Genomic DNA, 15,707 nt, shown 5'->3' with positions numbered 1-15,707 from the left:
TTATTTTTTGAATTAGAGATGAATAATTCAATCGTGCTTAACAAAAACTTTATTCGATTCGTCATTACTTTACCAAATCAGGAGGGGTCGTTATTAAACCATTTATCGTAATAGTTGCGTTGTTACTCGTTACAGCTTGTTCGGGTAATCACTCAGCCAACAACCAAATGACTACTCAACAAACGAAGGTTGGACATCATGCTGGCAAAATGGCTGCAACGTCAACCTTAACGCAAGCGTCTTCTATTTCCACAGAGAATGCAGGAAATTCAACGATTAAGGCTAAACAAGTACCTGGCGGAGATGTATCAAAATGGCTGGATGGGTTTATTCGTACTTCACCACCTACAGGTAGCACAGCGGATCAGACTACTTATCCGCAACCGTCCGCGAAACCACAATATTCGGCTTATCCACAACAATCTGCCAATCCACAACCGTCCGTCAATCCGCAGCAGCCTGCCAATACATCTGATTCCGTTCAGCAAGTGTTGAATTTGGTGAATAAGGAACGTACAAATGCTGGCTTGAAAGCACTAAGTCTGAATAGTGAGCTTTCAAAAATGGCTATGGCAAAAGCAAAGGATATGTATGACAACAATTATTTTGATCATCAGTCACCGACTTATGGTTCTCCTTTTGATATGATGAAGGCATTCGGAATTAGCTATAGCTCAGCAGGAGAAAACATTGCCAAAGGCCAGAAGAGCGCGGAGGAAGTAATGAATCAATGGATGAACAGTCCTGGTCATCGCGCGAACATTTTGAATAGCAGCTTCACTGAAATTGGGATTGCTTCATATAACACTGAATGGGTTCAAGAATTTATTGGTTTATAGAAAATCAATAAAGCAATAAGGTTGATAAACAACTAATATCAAGCCCATGTCATCTGACATGGGTTTTTATTATGATTAGATACAATGAAGTCAGCTTACATGCTTATCTACCGAATCGAGTCATCTTTTACTACTAAAGCTTGTGATATTGATGTATTGTGGTTTGTGGATAGATATGGTTGCTTTTCTATTTGTTATTGGTCATTTTTGTGTGAAAGTAAGTTGCAAGGGAGGGAAGGGGTAACTTGAAATTTGGTATTAAGAATTTGAGTATGCATTTCATGTAGATTAATAATCGTATAAGGGAGATACAGTATGCTACCATCACTCACATTTCTTAAACTTCAATTGGAAGGGATTCTGCGTAATAAATTTGAGCAGGGACACCAAACCTCCGGTTATTTAGCCAAGCTGGAACAGCTTCCCGCAAGCTATGATGCCTATCTGGAATTCGCCCATAGCTTGGCTGTCATTCCTATGAGGGATAATTGGCCTTACTATGAGCCGAACGATTTAGATGAGATATGGCGGGAAAGCGATCCGGCTCGACCTCTCGGGCAGATCGGAATTTTGAATCTGAAGGATAGCTCCAAGCGTGTGGAGGCTGGTTTCCTCGCTTCAGTCTGCGGTTCCATGCTGGGCAAAACAATAGAGGTAAACCCCAGCTTGTCGGAATTACGTCAAGCGTTAACTTCTGTAGGGGAATGGCCACTGAATGATTATATTTCTGAAGAAATTCTCCATGCGCTGGATCGTCGTCATTGGTCTTGGTTTGAGACTACTCGAGGGCGAATTCGTTATGTAGCACCTGATGATGATATCAATTACACATTAATGGGAATGATGGTGCTAGAACAATTCGGTGAAGGTTTTACGAAAAGAGATTTAAGGGATTTATGGTTAAATCACCTTCCGATAAGTACAACTTGGGGTCCGGAAAGGGCTATTTTACTACGATCAGGGATTAGCTATTTGGAACATGATAAGGAATTATTCAATCATTCTGAAATAGAGGCTTGGCCTGATTTTATGGTACAGGGTACAGAGCTATGCGGGGCGGCGATTCGTGCAGATGCCTACGGCTATGCCTGTCCTGGTCAGCCTGCTCTGGCTGCTGAGCTAGCTTGGCGGGATGCAAGCTTTACACATCGCCGGACCGGCATTTACGCCACGATGTTCATTGCTGCTGCGATTGCTGCTGCTCACGTGCTGCGTGATCCCATTGAAATAATCAAAACTGCACTGCAATTCATCCCTAAAAGAAGCCGGTTCTATGAGATTACTCAGGATTGTCTTGAAATGGTAGCGAATGCAGATGACTGGCTGGAAGCATATCAGAGTATTAACCAAAAGTATGAGACATATTGCCACTGTCAGGTTTATCAAGAAGTAGGAACCTTAATTAATACCCTGCGGTTTGCAGACAATGTTGGTGATGGGATATGCAAGCAGGTAATGCAAGGCAACGATACGGATAGCTTCGGGGCAACGGCTGGCTCACTGCTCGGGGTTTATTTCGGTCCAGATAGTTTGGAATCTAGATGGCTTAAGCCTTTTCAAGACCGGATTCATACGGGACTATCTAATTTTCATGAGCAAAAGCTTTCTACTTTAGCGGAGCGGATGGGGCGTTTACCAAAGCTGCTGAAAACCGGTCAACATCGAGTTCTACCTAGTGAACTTTATGTTAACAAGAATACCGGCCTCGGCCTTTAATATCAATCAATAAACCTGAGCAAATACAACATACATAATAAGCCTACAAAAAGTCCACAGCAATAATGTTGCAAGTGGATTTTTTGCTTTTTATTTTTGAATTAGGCTAGGACTGAACAGGTATCCGTTGATGTATTGAAATGCAGGCATTCGCTTTAAGCGTGAATGGAAGAACGATACCGATATCAAGAGTCTATTTGGTCGGGTTATTGTCAGCGTATTTAGATGGGTGTTTCTTCGATGATGGAGACTGCTGCGGCAGCCGCTGTTGTATCAGTGGCCACAATAAATAAGTTATTGTGCCCACAATCATGAAATTAAAGATGATGATTTCAGAAAGACTCATGACGCGAAACGATGCGACTAAATTACGAAATGATTCTTGTATGCTAAAGAGGGAAATGATATCAAGCAGAAAGATTAGTGCTATTACTAAGATTAATAATACAACAGTTGCGACGAATATTTTCATACCACTTCCCTGCCTTCATTGTTAATCTTCCAATAATATTTGCTGTTAATGGGGAGAATAATCACGCAATGAGCAGCAAATAATGGAGAGAAAGGTGAAGGGCATGGCAGAGGATGGCAATGTAAGTAGCAAAAGTGCTGGAAGCAATCCACAATGGACCGTCCCTTCAATTCCGATTGATTCAACAGAATTAAGAGTCAATTTAGAGCAGATTCGCCAAAAGACAGGGAATAGTGGAGATATATTTATTCGTGAATTTACGATAGGAGGCTCGGAGGAGGAGCTTCAAGCCGCAATTATTTATGTGGATGGCATTGTTAACAATACAACCATTAATCAATTTGTCATGGAAGTCTTGCTGAACGTCATGCTGAGTAATGAACAAAGGACATTAAATGATCTGGTCCAAGTAATCACTGATAAAATTGTTCCAATCGGTGGTCTGAAGACGCTTGTTCAATGGGATGAACTCTATGATGCTCTGTTATGGGGGCAGACCATTTTATTAATTGATGGATCGAATGAAGCTCTAGCGATTGCTACATCGGGCGGTGAAGTCCGCGCCATAGATGAGCCCGGTACGGATACTTCTATTCGAGGATCTCGTGAAGGGTTTGTTGAAAGCTTAACGACAAATATTTCGATGGTTCGGCGTCGCATAAGAAATCCTAATTTATGGCTGGAATCGATGACGTTAGGACAAGTTACACATACCAGGATAGGGATCATGTACATAAATGGGATCGCGGATGATAGCATTGTTGAAGAGGCGAAGCGACGTCTCCGCAAGATCAAATTGGATAGCATCCTGGAATCAGGATATATTGAGAAAATGATAGAAGATCAGAGTTTTACTCCGTTTCCAACGATCCTACCTACAGAACGCCCAGATACCGTCGCTGCTAATCTTTTAGAAGGAAAAATTGTAATTATGGTGGATGGAACCCCCTTTATGCTAATCATCCCAGCCGTTTTTAATCAATTCTTTCAAATTACAGAGGATTCTTATCATCGGTATGATATCAGTGTTGCATTGCGGCTGTTACGAATTGTAATGTTCATCATTTCGATGATTGGGCCTTCTTTTTACATTGCAGCAACAACCTTTCATCAAGAAATGATACCAACGCAGTTAGTGATTTCGCTTGTTTCACAGCTAGAAGCAACGCCATTTACCGCGTTTGTTGAGGCGCTATTAATGGAGGTTATTTTTGAAATTCTGCGTGAAGCGGGTGTTCGTATGCCAAAAGCAATTGGATCAGCCGTATCCATCGTTGGAGCACTTGTCATTGGGCAGGCGGCTGTACAAGCAGGTTTAGTGTCAACGGCAATGGTTATTGTTGTTTCACTTACAGCTATATCTAGTCTAGCGACGCCTGTTTTCTCGATTGCTGTATCCGCGAGATTGTTACGTTTTCTCCTCATGATCAGTGCAGCAACGTTCGGTTTTTTTGGAATGATTCTTACCTTGATTATGATCATTGCACATATGTGTAGTTTACGTTCATTTGGTGTACCTTACATGGCTCCTTATAGTCCAATGATGCATGTAAAAAATAGTCAGATTCATGCACCTTTACCGATTTGGATGAGACATTTGGTTCCCAAATTGATGAAGAAGCCTACAACAGAGCAAGTGGGTGATCAAGATGGGACGTAGAATGGCACGACTTTCTTTGTCGATGGTTATGATTGTTCTACTTACGGGTTGTTGGGATAGTAGAGAGTTAACGGATATCGGTTTTGTGGTTGCGATGGCGATTGATAAAGGAGAAACAAAGAACATTAGGGTTACGGTTCAGATCGTGAATCCAATAAATGTCTCAAGTACACAAGGAGGAGGTAGCCCTGCTCCTTTACCTCCAACCACATATTCAGCAGAAGGAAATAATGTATTTGACGCCACCCGCGTTCTTTCTAGAAAACTTTCTAGGCAATTGCATTATGGTCATGCAGTAGTTCTCTTGGTAGGTGAAGAATTAGCTACAACACAAGGGATAAAGAAGCTTTTTGACGGCATTGAGCGGGATAGTGAGTTTCGTCCTTCCGCTACAATGGTTATCGCGAGGGGAACAACAGGAGAAGAAATCATTAAACAACGAACGAGTCTCGATAATTCACCTGCCATTAAAATTAAGAAAATGGTAGCTGAAACCGAGAAAGCCTTTGGTGAAAATATTGATGAGAAAATATACCAAGTCATTCAAGCCATCGTCTCATCTGGTAAAGAACCTACGATTACTGGCATTCAATTCGATTCTACAAATAAAGAAGATAAATTAATGGCTAATGGGATTGCTACTTTTAAAGATGGAAAATTAATGAAGTGGTTAGACGGAAATGAAAGCCGTGGATTCTTATGGGTGTTAGGCAGAGTTAATTCGACATTGTTAACCATGGATTGGAATGGTCAGCCACATACAATCGGGATCGAGAATATACGAACCAAATCATCATTTCATTCAAGCTTTGATAAATCCGGTAAACCAATTATTGAAGTGAAGATTGGCGCGGATGCAAATATTGGTGAGGTTGATGTCCCCATTGATGTAACTAACCCGAGATTGTTCTTGCAAATTGAGCGCCTGTACATGCAAGCGGTTCATGATGAAGCGGTAGCCACGATTAAATTAATGCAACAGCAAAAGTCGGACATTTTTGGATTTGGAGAAGTGGTGCATCGTGATCACCCTAAGCAATGGAGAACGTTAAAGCGGGATTGGAACGATGTGACCTTTCCCACGATTGAAGTAAAAGTGAAAGTGGAGGCTTATTTGCGTAATACTGGGTTGCGTAATAGAACCATAATGGAAAGTATCGATAATAACTGATAAATGAATTGTTCATAGAGAGAAGGAGTGACATTGGAAAAAGCAAAGATCAGTCCCCGTCAATTGCTTATCCTTGTGTTGATGTTTGAAATCGTGAGCGCGATTATCTCCGGATTTGGTTCGGAAGCCAAGCAAGATGCATGGATCACCGCAATTCTCGGTATGCTCGGGGGAATTTGTTTATTTCTAATCTATCATCGCTTGTCTTTATTTTATCCGGATCTTCCGCTCACGGAATATGCGAAAAAAATATTAGGGCCCGTTGTGGGTCGTATCGTCGCCTTGTTATATGTCGTCTATTTCTTGTTTAATGGGAGTTTTGTAGTCCGTGAATTCGCCTCAATGGCTGTATCCTTTGTTTTTACACAGACTCCCTTTCTCGTTATTATTGCTTTGATGTTACTTTCGGTTATGTATGTCATTGGAAAAGGTATTGAGGTGTTGTCGAGGACAGCGGAGCTCTTTTTTTCTGTGTTACTTCTTGTTACTGTAACCGGTCTAACTTCGATTCTTACGTCTGGGAATGTAAATCTTCAAAATTTAAGACCTGTACTTGAAGAGGGATGGTTAACCGTACTGAGGCAATCGATTCCAAGCACCGTTGTATTTCCTTTTGGAGAGATTATAGTGTTCTTGATGTTGTTTCCCTATGTGAATAAACCGCAACAAGTGAAGAAAACAGTGATTACAGGATTATTGATCAGCGGATCTTTTATCGCGTTTGTTACGATGCTAAATGTGTCTGTCCTCGGTGCGGATCTATTTACAAGAACACAATACCCATTGCTGACCACCTCGGAGTTGATTGAGGGAAGAGCTTTACTAGAACGATTGGATGTATTGTTTCTCGTCACGGCTATTGTCGGTGGTTTTTTCCGGATCGGCATTTATTTATATGCGACGCTAATCGGTGCGGCAACATTGTTCGGTATTCCCTCTTATCGCAAATTAATGATCCCCGTGACTATGGTTATGTTTATTTGTTCCATTGCGATGGCAGGAAACTATGTAGAATTTATCTATACAGGATTACGTGTCGTCCGGTTCTATGTCCAGATTCCGATGCTGTTTATCATTCCACTAATACTTCTAGTGATGGGCTGGTTTCAAGAGAAGAAGAAGCTGAAATCTGCACATTGAGAAGCTTGCTTTCTCTTTTGAAGCGTATAGAAGGGCTGGCTTATCCAACCCATTGGAGCCATCGCGTTACAGCATACCGAAGAAGGCGAAATAGCTGCTTTTCGAATTGCGAAAAGGGTAAGCTGAAGCAGAAATAATATATGACTGTGACTAAAAATTGGATCAGAACTGTTGATTCTTATACTTTTTCATGTGGGATCCAATAAAAGTGACCAATCTCGATGACAATTCCTACGACATTCCAAAACAAAACACAAGCTTTTATCTTCTCCCTGATTTAGGAATTTATTCAGCGGGATTGAGTGACTGAAATCTATGGAATTTATTTTGCGGCATTTTCATTCTTTTGATTTTATTATGAAGTAGAGGATAAATATAGAAGAAATCTGTAAATATATGATAAGATAGGGGTATCTTATGAATGAGGTGGATAATATGATACACGAGATCAGCGGCGGTACATCATCTCTTGAACTATACGAGGATTACCTAGTAATTAAGCCTAGTAATGTTCAAAAATTGGGAGGACAGACTCAAACGATTCCGTTGGATTCTGTCATTACGATCAGCATAGTTAAGCCCTTTTTAAAAGTTCCTTATTTACAAGTAATTACAGCCAACCTTCAAACATCGAAAAAGGATAATTTAAAAGGAGCGAGTGCTAACGTTGTTCTTATTCAACCGGGAAAAATGAAAATCGCCGAAAAAATTCGTGATTACATAGCAGTATATAAATCAGAAAAACACAATCGTCCTAATCCTCCAGCTCCTGTTGGGTCGATCGATGATTTGAGACAGCTAGCAGAACTTAAGGATTCTGGTATCATAACTCCAGAAGAATTTGAAGCCAAGAAAAAGCAAATCCTTGGATTATAAAATGGACTTTTTTTCATTCAATGCATGATCCGAAATACGAAGCCGCTTGTTCTCCAATTACGGAGAATAAGCGGCTTCATTGTCTTTTTAGAACTAATAAGATAACAGGCCCCCTCTCTATCCCATCTTTATGGGATTGTCCTTGTAAGGGATCTACTTATAATTGTTAGTAATTCTTAGACAATGATGAGTGGGGGCGGGATCAGCATGAGTATTGCAAAAAATACAGAGCTAACAGGTACGCGCAGGCAGCGGTTGGGTATGATGGCGGCTATTTGTATGGGGGCTTTTATTTCTCATTTTACTGCCGGAATTATGAATGTATCGCTTCCTTTTTTTATAAGTCATTTTCAAACTGAGCTTGCAAAAGGATTATGGATCACAACGGGGTATCTACTTGTGATTACTGCGCTTCTCCCTGTGATGGGGAAATTGGGTGATCGTTATGGTTTTCGCCGTATTCACAATCTCGGATATGTGATTTTTACGGTTGGTTCGATCATGGTCGCTTTTTCACCTAATCTGCCAATATTACTTGTACTTAGAGTTGTGCAGGGGATAGGAGCTGCGATGTTTCAAGCAACGAATATTGCGCTTATCAGCGTTCATATGCCGAAAGAACAGAGGGGACGGGCACTCGGAATTCTAAGTACTGCTGTCGCACTGGGCGGGATGACCAGCCCTATTGCAGGAGGTCTGATTGCGGAGTGGCTCAGTTGGCAATGGCTATTTTTGATCCATGTTCCTGTGGCAATTGTGGCTACAGTTATGGCCTATCGGTACATTCCGAGCCGTGTGCATGAGCGCAAGTCGGGAACTGTAAGTATCGCGGGCGCGGGCTTGTTCATGGCGTGGTTTACCTTGCTACTTCTCGTTATTACAAATGGGAGCAAATGGGGTTGGGTGTCCACGCGGACGATGGCTAGTTTGATGGGATTTTTCCTGCTGTTGATTACGTATCTATTATGGGAACGGAGGCAAAAGACACCTTTTCTACCTCTTCGGGCGTTGAAAATTCCTGCTGTAGCGGGTGGCTTGATCGTTAGCTGTGCCTCTTTTATCCTTTCTAATACCGTGCTCGTCCTTATTCCATTTTATTTAATGGGAACAGCGGCTGGATTCACTTCATCTAAGACAGGCTACATTATGGCAGCTTATCCCATTGCATTAGCATTTTCAGGTCCTCTTGCCGGTTACTGGTCCGATCGTTATGGTTCTCGTCGGCTGATGTTAATGGGGCTGAGCTGCATGGGAAGCGGGTTCATCCTGTTGCTAATATTTTTGGAGAATATACCGGTGTATGGAATCGCTGCGATTCTATGTCTTATTGGACTCGGGATGGGGCTTATTGCTTCACCGAATAATAGTTATATTATGAAGCAGACGCCCAGGGAACACGTAGGTTCAATTGGAGGATTAATTGCCTTAACACGAAATGCGGGTATGGTCTTTGGCTCAGCGCTTGGGCTAGGGCTAGGGATGGTGAGCGGGGAGATAGGGCAGAGGAATTCGATTCAGGCGTTCAAAATGGTTTTTGGGATTAATATTGTTATTTGTATAGGCGTTATTATATTGATGATTGTTATTAATAGACGGACATTAAAATCTCTTTGATATAAAAAAAATGTGTGTGTAATCACAACTCAAGGTTTGGTGTTCTGTTACGTTGTGAGTAACGAAAGATTATCTCGATATGGAGGATAACGATATGTTTTGTTACCAATGTGAACAGACACCAACTGGCGGTTGCACCGTTGTGGGAGTATGCGGCAAAAATGAAACCATCGCGAGTTTGCAGGATACGATGATTTTTGCTCTAAAAGGAATTGCAGCCTATGCGACACATGCTCGGCAGCTAGGATATAGTGATCCCGAGGTGGACCGTATTACCCACGAAGCTTTGTATATGACCTTGACCAATTCTAACTTTAATACGCAGGAGCATTTGGAGATGGCGATGAAGGTCGGGGATGCGGCGGTTCGCGTCATGGATCTATTAGATCGTGCGCATACGGATCGCTTTGGGATTCCACAACCCATTACAGTCAGCCAGAACAAAATAGAAGGTCAATGTATTGTGGTGACAGGGCATAATTTGTATGCACTGGAGGAATTGCTGCGGCAGACGGAAGGAATGGGCATCAACATCTATACTCACTCGGAAATGTTACCTGCCCATGGTTATCCGGCGCTTAAGAAGTATAAGCATCTGAAAGGCAATATCGGCAAAGCATGGTACGATCAACGCAGACTTTTCGAGCAGTTTCCCGGTGCGATTCTTGCAACTACAAACTGCGTGATGCCGATTAAAGGCACGTATGCAGACCGCTTTTTCTCATATGAGGTGGCGGGGCTGGAAGGTGTTGCAAAAATCACGAATGACGATTTCTCTCCTCTGATTAATCGTGCGTTGTCATTACCTGCGGCTGATGTAGAATCAGACTTGGTACTCACGACAGGATACCATCACGAAACAGTAATCGGGTTGGCACCAGAGATCATTCAGGCTGTTAAAGACGGGCATATCCGCCGGTTCTTCGTTATTGCAGGCTGTGACGCGCCAGGTAAAGGTGGGAATTACTACCGCGAGTTGGCGACTTCCTTACCAAACGATACCGTCATTTTAACCACTTCCTGCGGGAAATTCCGCTTTAATGATGTGGATTATGGAACCGTTGGAGATACGGGCATTCCGCGTTACATTGACCTTGGACAATGCAATAATTCCGGTTCTGCGGTGAAGATTGCCTTAGCTCTGGCTGAAGCATTTGATTGTACGGTGAACGAGCTGCCTGTAAGCATAGTGCTGTCATGGTTCGAGCAAAAAGCGGTAGCCATTCTGCTGGGCTTATTCAGCCTAGGCATTCAAGACATTCGCATCGGGCCGAAGCCGCCGGAGTTCATCTCGGATGGTGTGCTAGATGTGCTAGTAGAGCTTTTTGGATTGAAGCTAATTACCACTGCCGAGGAAGATATGAACGCGATGTTGGCTTTGTCGTAAGGTAATAAGGGCATTACATTTAATATTGCAAGACTAAGCTCAAGCTGAGGATAAAGCTTGGGCTTTTCTTGTGTCTGTCGCTTATATAGGGTTATTTTCTATAGATATGAATTGTGTATTTTTAGATAAAAAGATCCCCGTCAGTTTATACTGGCGGGGTTTTGTTAAAGGATCATCCCCATTTCACGGAGTCTATCTTTAATTTTCTTTAAACGAGCTTCTTTTTCGGCAGCTTTAGTCAATAACTCCACTGATGTTTCGTTATACTTCTTAATAATCTTTTTTAAAGTTAATTCTTTCATTTCCTTTTTACTGTGGATTGTAACACGAGGGACGATGTTGTAGTTTTCTATGGTCTTGGGATCTGCAGAAATTCGTTCTAGTAAACGAAGCAGAAGCTTCAGTCTATTGTAGCCCAACCCCCGAACCTGGTATAGTTCTTTCCATGTGGAATTTAGTAAATGATCCAGGTTTGTATATCCCTTGGCGTATAGAGCATTTATGAGGCCCGTTAAATTTGCTCCCTGTTCTTCAACATAAGCCACAGCTACAAGACAAGCTATATCCTTACTATAAAGATGCGGTGGAAGCGGGAAGAATTGTATTAATTCCCCGTTTCCTTTGATGATGTCATTCATGATGATTTACCCCCAATAAAAAATATGGTCACTATAACACTTCTAGTATTCTGATGAAGGAGTAGTTAGAGGATGCAGCCTAATTGGAGTCATCCTATTCCTCCTTTAGAGGGTCTGAAGCCCTTAAACATTATTAAACCCCATGCTACTGATCATTTTCTGAACACCAGCAAAGTCCATAGCATAAGCTCGTGGAATATGTAACAGAAATGTTATGATGGAGGCATCAATTTTGCGGGGGACACTGATATGGATATCCGAATTAAAGAACTAGTTAATGCTGCACAGGAAACGTACGGATTGGACAACTACTACTTACATACACATGAACTTTATCGCGAAGTTTCGATACTGGGAAAGACCGACTATTTGCTTAGTATGGAATGGTTTCCTTCACATATTACAGAGTGGAAGGAGGATTACAATCCGGAAGGAACGGCTGTCATCACTATAGACCTGCAATCCCGCAACTATAAAAGTGTGATTTTTGTGGGTGGGAAATCATATGCGAATGGGGCACCATTTCAAAATATTGATTTAAACGGCGTTATCCAGTGGATGGAAGCCGAGGCGGGGATCGTGTACGGTAAAGGATTCCACCTAATAAAGGAACAGGTAGGTGAATATCATTTTGCCGAATCTATAGACGGCGTGCCGGTCTCCCCCGGTGGGCGGATGGAGCTCCGCTTTGATGCAGAGGGGAGGCTTATTTTTTACAGTGTATATGTCCAGTTTCCTTCTAGATCCCTTGTGCAAAAAGAGAACTATTCACTCACGCTTCAAGCGGTAGAGCCACAAGCCAAAAAACAGCTACAACTTATAGAATATCCGGTTTACGAGATGAAGCAATTCCTGCCGATCTATGGGATTGAAGAAATCTACATTACAAATGATGGAACATCCACCATCCCATTTGAGATTATTTCAGGCACGAGAGCACAACTGAATATAGATCAAGTAATTCATTGGGAGCAAGCGAATACGGAACCGTTTGTAAGGACGGAGATACGTCTGCAAGAAGTGGTTACAATCGAACAGGCAATAGCTCGTGAACCGCATCCAGACTCATTTCCTATCACAGATGCAGAATTATTCAAGTGCATAGCCGGAGTCGAAGCTGGTCTAAGCCAGCTCTATCCGGATGAATCCGGACAATGGATACTGAAGACGTTACATCGGGAAAGAGGACATATTCAAGCGACATTGAGGATGAATACACCAAGTAATCGTATATTTCAGCGTAAGCTCCTCCTGTTCATCGATGCGAACCTTTATAAGGTTATAAATTATATGGATAACAAGCCTCTGCTCGATACGTTTGATGAGTTCCAGAGCGAAGGTGAGATTGCTGTAAGTCATAACGAAGCCTATACCAAGCTCAAAGAATGGCTCGAATTATCCCCTGTCTATGTGTATGATCCTGGGCAGAAAAAGTATGTGCTGTGCGGGAAGCTGGATTGTAATTATGCCGTGAAGGCCACTAACGGAGATGTGGTGGAGTTGGGTAGTTTGGAATGATAGTGAAAGCTATCTTATAGCTATATGATTAGATAAAGAGTCTAAGTGATAAGGGAGATATCCGTATCACTCAGACTCTTTTTTTTGCTTTTTATACTCAGAGGTATAAGACTTAAACAATTCTCCAACCCTATGAAGCTTTGTTTTTATCTTTTTGCTCCATGCCTTGTTCCATAGGTTATCAAGCGCCAGACCTTTTCTAAAGGTCCCATGGAAAAGAACTTGAACCAGATGGTGCTAAAAATGATTTGAATCATATAAATCAGAACTGCGATGTAGAGAATATCTTTTGGTGAAACGACTTCGAGACCTATAATCGAAATGATTGCCGTCCCAATAATGCTTTGAGCTACATAATTTGTAAATGCCATTTGACCCACCCGGGATATAGGCGTCAGGAATTTCACCATTTGTTTGTTTTCTAATAGTAGAAATAATGTTGTTAAGTAAAACAAAGTGGTTGGAAGTGATCCTAAGCCCGTAACTGAATCCACATTGCTGCTCCCGCTTTGAGTAGCGTTCCAAATCCATAATGAGAAACCAACGAACACAAGAAATGATGCCATTTGAATCCATCTAATTGGTTTTGATAATTCCTGTATATGTGTTAGCCAACCTGACTTTGCAGTTAAAAAACCAGCTAAAAACATAATAAAGATTAGCATAGCGTCATTAGAAAAAATATCAAGGATAGATGAGATTGTCCCTAGCGATGGTGAAAATATTTTTACCGTCAAGGAAATGATGTATATGGATGTCACACTAATAAGCCACTTTTTAAGTGTAGAAACCGTTGTGTGATAAAAAGGGATCAGAAACAATCCGATAATGGCGTATACGGGTAGAATGGTTCCCCAAAAGATAAACACATGCACGATTCCCAGCAGTAAGAGGGTTAGTAATCGTCTAGCCGTACGCCATCTTGGTTTATCTCCCCGGCTTTCGGCTCTTGAGGCGAAGATGAATAGACCTACTCCAAACAGGAATGAAAAAATAGAAAAGAACTTTTTCTGTACGAAGATGATTATCAAACTATTGATGATTCCATTAATGCCGCTATAGTCTGGTAAGGGATCTCCTTCAATAATAACTTTAAAGGCCCCGACATTTATAAGCAGTATGCCAAAAAGAGCAAGCCCGCGAATGATATCGAGTGAAATAATTCTTTCTTTTTGTGAAATGGAGGGATTCATGAATGGTTCTCCTTTGAAAAAAATTTAATTATCTAGGAGTCAGTATAAGTTGCGAACCTTACATTAATTTGATGCCAACATTACAGAATCCTTAAATATGATAAAATGTTCCATTTCCAGTTGAATTAGAATCCGTTATATGGTTAATATAAATACTAAATCATTTTGGGGTGTGAACTAGAAATGTCAGCATATACTCAGCCAATCTTTGTGGCTGGAATCTTTTTTGTTGTTTTAGCATTTGCTTTATTTATTCCATGGCTCATTTATACGTATAGAAAATACAATTACCTGCCATTTTCTACTACTTTAATTTCATTTTCGTTTATCTTTTACTTTCTAGCAGCGTTATTTTTAGTATTGTTACCGTTGCCAGAGGTACGCAACACTTGTTCTCTTCAAAAACCGGGTACACAGCATTATTCACTTATGCCATTTCAATTTATTGTGAGCACCTTTGGGAATAGTGGTATCGTGTTATCACAGCCTTCAACTTATAGACTGTTATTTAGCCAACCTTCATTCTATCAAGCATTTTTTAATTTCTTGCTATTATTACCTTTTGGTGTTTATTTGCGATATTTTTTTCAAGAGAAGAAATACTGGAAAAAAGCGCTAGCAATCACGTTCTTATTAACATTATTTTATGAGGTAACACAGGTAACCGGCATTTATGGGATTTATAATTGCCCTTATCGCATTTTTGATGTGGATGATTTATTGTTGAATACTGCCGGCGGGGTGCTGGGCTTCTTTATTGCTCCAGCTGTATTAGCGTTATTCCCATCAAAAAAGAAAATTAATGAGAAAGCAGAAAGATTATTAGCTCTTGATGAAGTAAGAGGGATGTCTGTGTTGTTGGCAGTTATTATTGATCTATTGATCAGCAACATGGTAGTTAAAGTTGTGCTGAGTATGACCAACGTTAATATGGTTAGTGAATTTATTGCGAGTACAATTACGCTTTTTGTAACCTTCTTTATTATTCCATGGATTTGGAACGGATCGACAATCGGTACGAAAATAATGCGTTATCGCTATGACAGTAATATAAGTCGAGGGGAAACTAACAAGCGATTATTTAAACGCTTTGGTGCGATTTACGCGATGTACTTCATAACGGTCATTGCGAAAACCTTGAATAACGTGAAGCTATCAATGGACTCACCATTTTATAAGGCATCTATATTCTTAACACTAGGTGCTGGATTGACCTCTATCATTTTAACGATCGTGTTGTTCATCCATGTGATCTTAGTCGTGTTTGGCGAACAAAAACGCCGCTTTTACTTTGATGAAGCTTCTGATTTGTATACAACCAGAAGAAAATGAGTTCTTTTCAATAGCAAAGGGATACTCCGTAGTCTTAAATGGCTACAGGGCATCCCTTTTTTAAATATAAGAATTTATATGTTCCATGTTATAAATTATCCTTATATTTCTTCGAGAAACATTGTCTTCTTTAAAGGAAGACAACTCGTTT

The 15,707-nt window shown here is 41.0% G+C and carries 12 protein-coding genes; 10 read left to right on the top strand and 2 right to left on the bottom strand.

Annotated features, from left to right (window positions below):
• Window positions 1–167 precede the first annotated feature (167 nt).
• The 8 genes from NST74_RS18815 (at window position 168) to hcp (ending at window position 10,875) form a co-directional block, all read left to right on the top strand.
• Entirely contained in the window at window positions 168–839 is a 672-nt protein-coding gene (locus NST74_RS18815; protein WP_341113798.1) for a CAP domain-containing protein, read from the top strand.
• A gap of 315 nt (window positions 840–1,154) precedes the next feature.
• Complete coding sequence (locus NST74_RS18810; RefSeq protein ID WP_341113797.1) at window positions 1,155–2,555, top strand: ADP-ribosylglycohydrolase family protein; 1,401 nt, start codon at window positions 1,155–1,157, stop codon at window positions 2,553–2,555.
• 554 nt (window positions 2,556–3,109) lie between these two features.
• Complete coding sequence (locus NST74_RS18805) at window positions 3,110–4,687, top strand: spore germination protein (protein ID WP_341113795.1); 1,578 nt, start codon at window positions 3,110–3,112, stop codon at window positions 4,685–4,687.
• Window positions 4,677–5,858: a Ger(x)C family spore germination protein gene (locus tag NST74_RS18800; RefSeq protein WP_341115929.1), complete on the top strand. Its 1,182-nt coding sequence runs from the start codon at window positions 4,677–4,679 to the stop codon at window positions 5,856–5,858. The genes NST74_RS18805 and NST74_RS18800 overlap by 11 nt, the downstream gene beginning before the upstream one ends.
• A gap of 33 nt (window positions 5,859–5,891) precedes the next feature.
• Window positions 5,892–6,998, top strand: a complete 1,107-nt coding sequence (locus NST74_RS18795; RefSeq protein WP_341113793.1) for a GerAB/ArcD/ProY family transporter — start codon at window positions 5,892–5,894, stop codon at window positions 6,996–6,998.
• A gap of 417 nt (window positions 6,999–7,415) precedes the next feature.
• A complete protein-coding gene (locus tag NST74_RS18790) occupies window positions 7,416–7,874 on the top strand; it encodes an SHOCT domain-containing protein (RefSeq protein WP_052414648.1) in 459 nt (152 codons plus the stop codon).
• Window positions 7,875–8,081: 207 nt separating this feature from the next.
• Complete coding sequence (locus NST74_RS18785; protein ID WP_156114827.1) at window positions 8,082–9,488, top strand: MFS transporter; 1,407 nt, start codon at window positions 8,082–8,084, stop codon at window positions 9,486–9,488.
• Between the two features lie 94 nt (window positions 9,489–9,582).
• The gene (hcp, locus tag NST74_RS18780) at window positions 9,583–10,875 is read left to right on the top strand and encodes a hydroxylamine reductase (RefSeq protein WP_341113789.1); all 1,293 of its coding nucleotides are present in this window, start codon (window positions 9,583–9,585) and stop codon (window positions 10,873–10,875) included.
• A gap of 164 nt (window positions 10,876–11,039) precedes the next feature.
• Here the strand turns inward: hcp and NST74_RS18775 are convergent, their stop codons facing one another.
• Window positions 11,040–11,513 (bottom strand): hypothetical protein, encoded by a 474-nt coding sequence (locus NST74_RS18775; protein ID WP_341113788.1) that lies wholly within the window; start codon window positions 11,511–11,513, stop codon window positions 11,040–11,042.
• Window positions 11,514–11,762: 249 nt separating this feature from the next.
• Between NST74_RS18775 and NST74_RS18770 the strand changes: the two genes are divergently transcribed.
• The gene (locus tag NST74_RS18770; RefSeq protein WP_341113787.1) at window positions 11,763–13,031 is read left to right on the top strand and encodes a hypothetical protein; all 1,269 of its coding nucleotides are present in this window, start codon (window positions 11,763–11,765) and stop codon (window positions 13,029–13,031) included.
• A 146-nt stretch (window positions 13,032–13,177) separates the two neighbouring features.
• On the opposite strand, the gene NST74_RS18765 is transcribed toward NST74_RS18770, so the two are convergent.
• Entirely contained in the window at window positions 13,178–14,224 is a 1,047-nt protein-coding gene (locus NST74_RS18765) for a DUF418 domain-containing protein (protein ID WP_341113785.1), read from the bottom strand.
• Window positions 14,225–14,407: 183 nt separating this feature from the next.
• On the opposite strand from NST74_RS18765, the gene NST74_RS18760 reads away from it, so the two are divergent.
• On the top strand, window positions 14,408–15,556 hold the full coding sequence (locus tag NST74_RS18760; RefSeq protein ID WP_341113783.1) for a VanZ family protein: 1,149 nt from the start codon (window positions 14,408–14,410) through the stop codon (window positions 15,554–15,556).
• The last annotated feature ends 151 nt before the right edge of the window (window positions 15,557–15,707 follow it).

This window comes from Paenibacillus sp. FSL F4-0125 (genome assembly GCF_038008565.1).
In the GTDB taxonomy this organism is placed as follows: domain Bacteria; phylum Bacillota; class Bacilli; order Paenibacillales; family Paenibacillaceae; genus Paenibacillus_AQ.
This window is presented reverse-complemented; position numbering and strand designations above follow the sequence as displayed.

Coding starts and splice junctions, on each gene's coding strand:
- NST74_RS18810 (WP_341113797.1), top strand. CDS start 1,155: ATGCTACCATCACTCACATTTCTTAAACTTCAATTGGAAGGGATTCTG.
- NST74_RS18770 (WP_341113787.1), top strand. CDS start 11,763: ATGGATATCCGAATTAAAGAACTAGTTAATGCTGCACAGGAAACGTAC.
- NST74_RS18815 (WP_341113798.1), top strand. CDS start 168: ATGACTACTCAACAAACGAAGGTTGGACATCATGCTGGCAAAATGGCT.
- NST74_RS18765 (WP_341113785.1), bottom strand. CDS start 14,224: ATGAATCCCTCCATTTCACAAAAAGAAAGAATTATTTCACTCGATATC.
- NST74_RS18800 (WP_341115929.1), top strand. CDS start 4,677: ATGGGACGTAGAATGGCACGACTTTCTTTGTCGATGGTTATGATTGTT.
- NST74_RS18775 (WP_341113788.1), bottom strand. CDS start 11,513: ATGAATGACATCATCAAAGGAAACGGGGAATTAATACAATTCTTCCCG.
- hcp (WP_341113789.1), top strand. CDS start 9,583: ATGTTTTGTTACCAATGTGAACAGACACCAACTGGCGGTTGCACCGTT.
- NST74_RS18790 (WP_052414648.1), top strand. CDS start 7,416: ATGAATGAGGTGGATAATATGATACACGAGATCAGCGGCGGTACATCA.
- NST74_RS18760 (WP_341113783.1), top strand. CDS start 14,408: ATGTCAGCATATACTCAGCCAATCTTTGTGGCTGGAATCTTTTTTGTT.
- NST74_RS18805 (WP_341113795.1), top strand. CDS start 3,110: ATGGAGAGAAAGGTGAAGGGCATGGCAGAGGATGGCAATGTAAGTAGC.
- NST74_RS18785 (WP_156114827.1), top strand. CDS start 8,082: ATGAGTATTGCAAAAAATACAGAGCTAACAGGTACGCGCAGGCAGCGG.